General features: G+C 38.9%; 4 protein-coding genes and 2 pseudogenes. 5 read left to right on the top strand and 1 reads right to left on the bottom strand.

Going from position 1 to position 6,266, the window contains the following annotated elements:
- Positions 1 to 90 precede the first annotated feature (90 nt).
- The 5 genes and pseudogenes from DIZ30_RS05670 to DIZ30_RS05645 all read left to right on the top strand — a co-directional run.
- Positions 91 to 582: pseudogene (locus DIZ30_RS05670) on the top strand (BglG family transcription antiterminator); the annotation flags it as partial.
- 120 nt (positions 583 to 702) lie between these two features.
- On the top strand, positions 703 to 2,568 hold the full coding sequence (locus DIZ30_RS05665; RefSeq protein ID WP_109023135.1) for a beta-glucoside-specific PTS transporter subunit IIABC: 1,866 nt from the start codon (positions 703 to 705) through the stop codon (positions 2,566 to 2,568).
- A 13-nt stretch (positions 2,569 to 2,581) separates the two neighbouring features.
- Positions 2,582 to 4,024 carry a glycoside hydrolase family 1 protein gene (locus DIZ30_RS05660; protein WP_002338528.1) on the top strand — a complete coding sequence of 481 codons (1,443 nt, stop codon included), beginning with the start codon at positions 2,582 to 2,584 and terminating at the stop codon, positions 4,022 to 4,024.
- A gap of 107 nt (positions 4,025 to 4,131) precedes the next feature.
- The gene (locus DIZ30_RS05655) at positions 4,132 to 4,833 is read left to right on the top strand and encodes a GntR family transcriptional regulator (protein ID WP_002333800.1); all 702 of its coding nucleotides are present in this window, start codon (positions 4,132 to 4,134) and stop codon (positions 4,831 to 4,833) included.
- Positions 4,834 to 4,994: 161 nt separating this feature from the next.
- Positions 4,995 to 5,471, top strand: a pseudogene (locus tag DIZ30_RS05645) (PTS fructose transporter subunit IIC); the annotation flags it as partial.
- A 397-nt stretch (positions 5,472 to 5,868) separates the two neighbouring features.
- Here DIZ30_RS05645 and DIZ30_RS13920 read toward each other — a convergent pair.
- The gene (locus DIZ30_RS13920; protein ID WP_002296192.1) at positions 5,869 to 6,078 is read right to left on the bottom strand and encodes a phenylalanyl-tRNA synthetase subunit beta; all 210 of its coding nucleotides are present in this window, start codon (positions 6,076 to 6,078) and stop codon (positions 5,869 to 5,871) included.
- Between the last annotated feature and the right edge of the window lie 188 nt (positions 6,079 to 6,266).

The raw sequence follows: 6,266 nt of genomic DNA, 5'->3' as shown, positions 1-6,266 counted from the left end.
TAGAAAATCACTGGATTATCGAACACCTTTGGAAGTATTTTTGAGTTACGTAAGTATTGATGATCTGTCTAACTTAATTTGACAATTAAGAAAACAAAAAAATTTTATCCGAAAGAATATCAAGCAGCGAAAGAGGCTCTTTTGTTTGTGAAACAAAAGACTGGTGTGGAACTTTCTGAGGATGAAGCCGGTTTTATTGCCTTTCATTTTGTGAATAGCCAGCAAGGAAACGAAGACATGCAAGTAACGATGACCGCTACCACAATGGTAAGAGATATACTGAGTATCATCAGTAAATTCTTCGGCATCGTGTTCGATGAAGAATCTTTGAATTATCAGCGTATCATTACTCATCTGCAGTTTTTTGCCCAGCGTTATCTCAAAGGGGAAGGATCTGACGAACAAGATGAGTTTCTCTACGCATTAGTTCAAGGAAAATATCCAAAAGCGTTTCATTGTGTCGAACGGATCAATGAGTACCTTCGACAAACGCAAAAACAGGAAATGGGAATAGCAGAGCAGATTTATTTAACGATTCATATTCAAAGAGTAGTAAGTGAGAAAAAAAGCATCCAATCATAAGGATTGTTACTGTATGGCAGGCAAAACCTGGATTGAAAAAATAGGTTCACGAATGTTTGTGACTGTTTTTTTCAATCTGGGTTTTTATTTTTTAAATAAAAAAGAAAGAAGGAAAAAACAATGGATAATCAAGCAGTTGGTCGTCGTGTATGGGAAGCGGTAGGAGGACAAAAGAATGTCAAAAGTTTAGTACATTGTGCTACGCGGTTGCGATTCAGATTAAAAGATGAATCTTTAGCAGATACGCAAAAGTTAAAAGAAGACCCGGACGTGATCCAAGTCATACAAAGTGGCGGTCAGTATCAAGTAGTGATTGGCAGTAATGTAGCAGATGTTTATCAATCGATCGTGGATGAGGAAGGTCTTGCAGTTTCGGAGGATGGAAAAGAAGAGTCCAAAAATATTTTGAATCGTCTAATTGATATCATTTCTAGTATATTTACACCTTTTCTAGGGGCGATGGCAGCCGCCGGGGTATTGAAAGGATTCTTGTCATTGGCAACGGTGATGGGCTGGCTGACAGCTGATAGCGGTACTTATCAAATATTGTTTGCTGCAGCAGATGGTGTCTTTACCTTCTTACCTGTCATGCTTGCTTTTACAGCAGCTAAAAAGTTCAAAGCCAACCAGTTTTTAGCAGTAGCAATTGCTATGGCACTTGTGTATCCAGCTATCACAGCAGTTGCTGGTGCGGGAGAAGCTATCAGTTTCTTTGGGATCTCAGTGATTCTTTCACCATCTGGTTATACTTCTTCTGTCATACCAATCATTCTAGCCGTATGGGTTCAAAGTAAATTAGAGCCATTCGTAAAAAAAGTGATTCCGCAATTTCTGCAAATGATTTTAGTTCCGCTTGTCGTTTTAGTAGTGATGGTTCCATTAACATTTCTTGCTTTAGGACCAATCGGGACGGTTGCCGGTAATGCTTTAGGCGGTCTCTTCAACTCGATTTATGGATTTAGTCCAATCGTAGCAGGTCTAATCATGGGAAGTTTATGGCAAGTATTCGTGATGTTCGGCATGCATTGGGGATTCGTACCGATCATGTTTTTGAATATCGAACAATATGGGTTTGATGTATTGATGCCAATGCTTCTTCCAGCCATCTTGGCACAAGGTGGGGCTGCTTTAGCTGTAGCATTGCGAACAAAAGATACGAAACTTCGAGCATTAGGGATTTCTTCTACAGTGACTTCGTTATTTGGAATCACTGAACCAACTGTGTATGGTGTGACATTACCTTTGAAGAAACCATTCATTGCCGCTTGTATTTCTGGAGGTATTGGTGGAGCTATTATCGGATTTTCCGGAGTAAAAGCTTTCTCCAGCAGTTTGGTCAGCTTATTGACGATTCCGACTTTCATTAGTACGGTGGATGGTGTAGAGTCAAATGTGACAGTAGCAGTAATAGCTACAGGAATTGCTTTTGTTCTTGCATTCGTAGGTACATTGATTTTAGGATTTGACGAACAAACACAAGACAATCAATTAGAAAACAAACATGCGAATGCAGGAGAACCGATTACTTCAGCACGGCATACCTTAAAAAGTCCTTTAACGGGTAAAGTACTGCCATTGAGTGAAGTACCAGACCAAGTTTTTTCTTCTGGCGTGATGGGAAAAGGTATCGCTATTGATCCAGAAGTAGGAGAACTAGTTGCACCTGCAGACGGAGAGATCACGACTATTTTTCCAACTGGACATGCTGTAGGGATCACAACGACTGACGGAGCGGAGATTTTGATTCATATCGGGATGGATACAGTAGAATTAAATGGAAATGGCTTTGAGATCTTAGTCAAACAAGGGGATCTCGTCAAAGCAGGAGATTTATTGATTCGTTTTGACATCGAAGCAATTAGAGCAGCTGGCTATAGCGTAATCACTCCAGTTGTCATTACGAATACTGATGCATTTGCCGATATACTTGAATTAGACCAAAAAGAGATTATTGCAAACGAAGATGTTCTGGCAATTGTAAAATAAGGAGGAAATCAGGATGCAATCACGTTTTTCAGAAAAATTTTTATGGGGTGGAGCAACTGCTGCCAATCAATTAGAAGGGGCTTATGATCGAGACGGAAAAGGGCTATCCGTTGCAGATGCTATGCCTGGAGGTAAGCAGCGCTTTGCGATTATCGGCAGTGAAGAATTTGACTGGACGATTGATCAAGAAAAATATATTTACCCGAATCATCGAGGAATCGATCATTACGATCGTTTCAAAGAAGATCTTGCCTTGTTTGCGGAAATGGGATTCAAATGTTATCGTTTTTCGATTGCCTGGACACGAATTTTTCCAAATGGAGACGAAGGTACTCCTAACGAAGCGGGATTAGAATTTTATGATCAGCTGATTGATGAGTGCTTAAAATATGATATTGAACCTGTGATCACGATTTCTCATTACGAAATGCCTCTTCATTTGGCAAAAGAATACGGTGGCTGGAAAAATCGAAAACTGATCGACTTCTATGAACGATTTGCTCAGACAGTATTAGAGAGATACAGCAGTAAAGTCAAATATTGGATGACTTTCAATGAAATCAATTCGGCCTTTCACTTTCCAGCTTTAAGTCAAGGATTAGTAAAAAGCAATGGAGCAGGAGAGTACCAAAATATTTTCCAAGCATGGCATAATCAATTCGTTGCAAGTAGCAAAGCCGTAAAAATCGGCCACGAATTGCGTTCGGATATCCAAATCGGCTGCATGATTATCTATGCAACAACTTACAGCATCGATGCCAATCCAGTCAATCAGGCAGCAACAATGATCCAAAACCAAGAATTCAATTTTTTCTGCACGGATGTCCAAGTACGTGGAGAATACCCTGCATACACAGCGCGTACCCATAAAAAATATGGAGTCGATCCGGAAAAATTAGAGCAAACGGAAAAAGACTTCCAGTTGCTAAAAGAATATCCAGTGGACTACATCGGATTTAGTTATTATATGTCTACGGCAATCAATGAGACTGATCCACAAGCAGCAACTTCAGAAGGGAACTTGCTGGGAGGAGTAAAAAATCCGTTTCTTGAGGCAAGTGAATGGGGCTGGCAGATCGATCCAGAAGGGCTGAGAATCGCATTGAATGAATTATACAATCGTTACCAGAAACCATTATTCATTGTTGAAAACGGTCTTGGAGCCATTGATCATATGGAAGAGGATGGCACGATTATTGATGATTATCGGATCGATTATTTACGTCGTCATATCGAAGCGATGGCTAATGCAGTAGCAGACGGTGTAGATTTGATGGGCTATACGCCTTGGGGATGTATCGATCTTGTCAGTGCATCAACAGGAGAAATGAGTAAACGTTACGGCTTTATCTATGTGGATCTAGACGATGAAGGAAATGGGACACTGAATCGATCAAAGAAAAAATCTTTTGATTGGTATAAAGAAGTAATTGCCTCAAATGGCGTAAACTTGTAATTAAAGCAGCTGAATGAAAAAGAACACACTTCTCACATGTGATTTGTGTTCTTTTTTTATTTTTTATGTGCTATTCTTTTAGTAATAGTAAAGCAAAGGGTGACGTTATGAAAAGGACACGTGTACTATACTTGGAAGTCGCAGATAAAATTAAAGAAGATATTTTCTCAGGAAAATATCCAGTCGGTTCGATGTTGCCGACAGAAAGTGAATTAGAAGAACTGTTTCAAGTCAGCAAAATCACTGTCCGAAAGGCAATCGAACTGCTGGCATCAGATGAATATGTCGCAAAGAAAAGTGGTCGTGGGACGACGGTTCTAAGCAATCGTCCTTACAATCGATTATCCAAAGCGGCAAGCTTTACGCAAATCTTGGAGAACTCCCGATATGAAGTCCGGAAAGAAACGCTGGATTTGCAATTGGTCCATATAAAGAAGGAAGATCCTTTGTTTTCCTTTTTCGGTGAGCAAGCTGTTTGTTTTAAGCGCTTATATTATTTGAACAATCAGCCTTATATTTATTTTGTTCATTATCTTCCACAAGAAATGATGCAATTCAGCAGAGAAGAATTTGGCAAAGAATCTTTGTATCGTTTGCTGACGAAAAAAGGATATACTATTGACTCATTTTCTGATAATTTCTCGGCAGTATTTTTAACAGAAGAAGAACAAGGAATTCTGAAAACAGACGCACAGATCGGCATCAAACGGATACGGAAATCGTCTACGCAAATTGGGGAAATGATTGAATATTCGGAGGCGGTCTACCATACGGAGCTGCATCCTTACCATATTGATTATGAAACATAAATAAAAAAAGAGGTTGTGAAAAAGCTGCCCTGCATCAAGTAATAAGAACAGCCAAACAAAAATAGCTTCTCATATTTTTCGTTTGGTTAGGCTTATTACCGCAGATACACGGCTGTTTCTGGATTACCATTTATTCTGTATAAGGGGGTGTGGCACGATTTTCAGAAGGAATCTATGAACCAATCACTGTATTGATTTTAGCTTCGATGGTAACCCCATTCGGCTTGACGATCGCTTATTTCTTAGGGAAAATCATTCGTAAAAATATATTCAATCGTCAAGAAATCGATACATTGAAGACCGCTTTTCCTATGGGGATCTGTCAGATCACAGAGGGATGTTTCCCTATCGTATTGAACGACTTGGCACGCAATGTCATAGCAACGGGAGTCGGTGGGGCAGTAGGTGGCGGATTAAGCATGTTTTGGGGCGCAGATAGCCGTATTCCGGCATCGGGAATGTTTGCAGTCGCTACGATGACCAGACCATGGGCATTCATTGGTGCATTGTTAGCTGGTTCTTTTGTCACAGGAATAACCATTTTATTATTGAAAAAACCAGTAGATCCGAATGCAGAAATCATCCAAGAAGAAAAAGAGGAAGAAGACATATCTTGGGATGATTTGACAATTAGTTAGGAGAGGCAGAATGGATTACAAGAAAAAAGTACAATAGATGTACCTTGAGGCAGGAATGGTATGAAAGAATCAGAGTTAGAAAGAATCGAATATACAGATTTTGGTTTAGGAGCGATCGAAACTGTCCAGAGCATCGGCACCCTCCTTGAAATGACGATGAAGGAAAAATGAGAACCTTTCGTTGTCGAAAAGGTCTGGTATACCTTATGTCGAAGGAAAGGAAACAAAAAAACTTTCCTGTACTATTCCAAAAAGGAAAGAAAGTTATTATACAGTAAAAAAAGAAATTATTCTTCATGCTAGAGATCAGTACACGTTCGAGCCCAATATCAAACACTAGTTCCAGGCAGGCGCAACAGGTGCGGTTATCACTGAATTTTCTTCCAGCAGTGACGATTCAAGTGATATTTTTACAAATCCAGCTATTTATCGTTAACAAAAAGATTTTTAGGAGAAGCTGATGAACAAAAATGATCAAATTTTGATCGTTTAGTTCGTCGGCTTTTTTATTTAGAGAAACATCATTTATCAGTGAAACATAACACGAGAACAAAATGATTTTTTCGTTAATAAAAGAAACAAGTATTTGTTGTTTAAAATAATACACGTTATTGGCATATAGGACGAAATCCCAGTATCTTCTATAAGTAAGTCATTTCATATCGATGAAAACACGTTATTTATTTTTGTTTTATCTATAAAATAGCTGAAAAATGATTTTTTCCTAAATACTATATATAGTGGTGTCTATCCTATATACCACTAAAAAACTACAAAATCTAGTCTTTTATTTTA

The organism is Enterococcus sp. H57 (assembly GCF_003112495.1).
In the GTDB taxonomy this organism is placed as follows: domain Bacteria; phylum Bacillota; class Bacilli; order Lactobacillales; family Enterococcaceae; genus Enterococcus_B; species Enterococcus_B faecium.
This window is presented reverse-complemented; position numbering and strand designations above follow the sequence as displayed.

What these genes read in the sequence shown, in the direction of transcription:
- DIZ30_RS05660 (WP_002338528.1), top strand. Translation starts at nt 2,582, where the DNA reads ATGCAATCACGTTTTTCAGAAAAATTTTTATGGGGTGGAGCAACTGCT.
- DIZ30_RS05655 (WP_002333800.1), top strand. Translation starts at nt 4,132, where the DNA reads ATGAAAAGGACACGTGTACTATACTTGGAAGTCGCAGATAAAATTAAA.
- DIZ30_RS05665 (WP_109023135.1), top strand. Translation starts at nt 703, where the DNA reads ATGGATAATCAAGCAGTTGGTCGTCGTGTATGGGAAGCGGTAGGAGGA.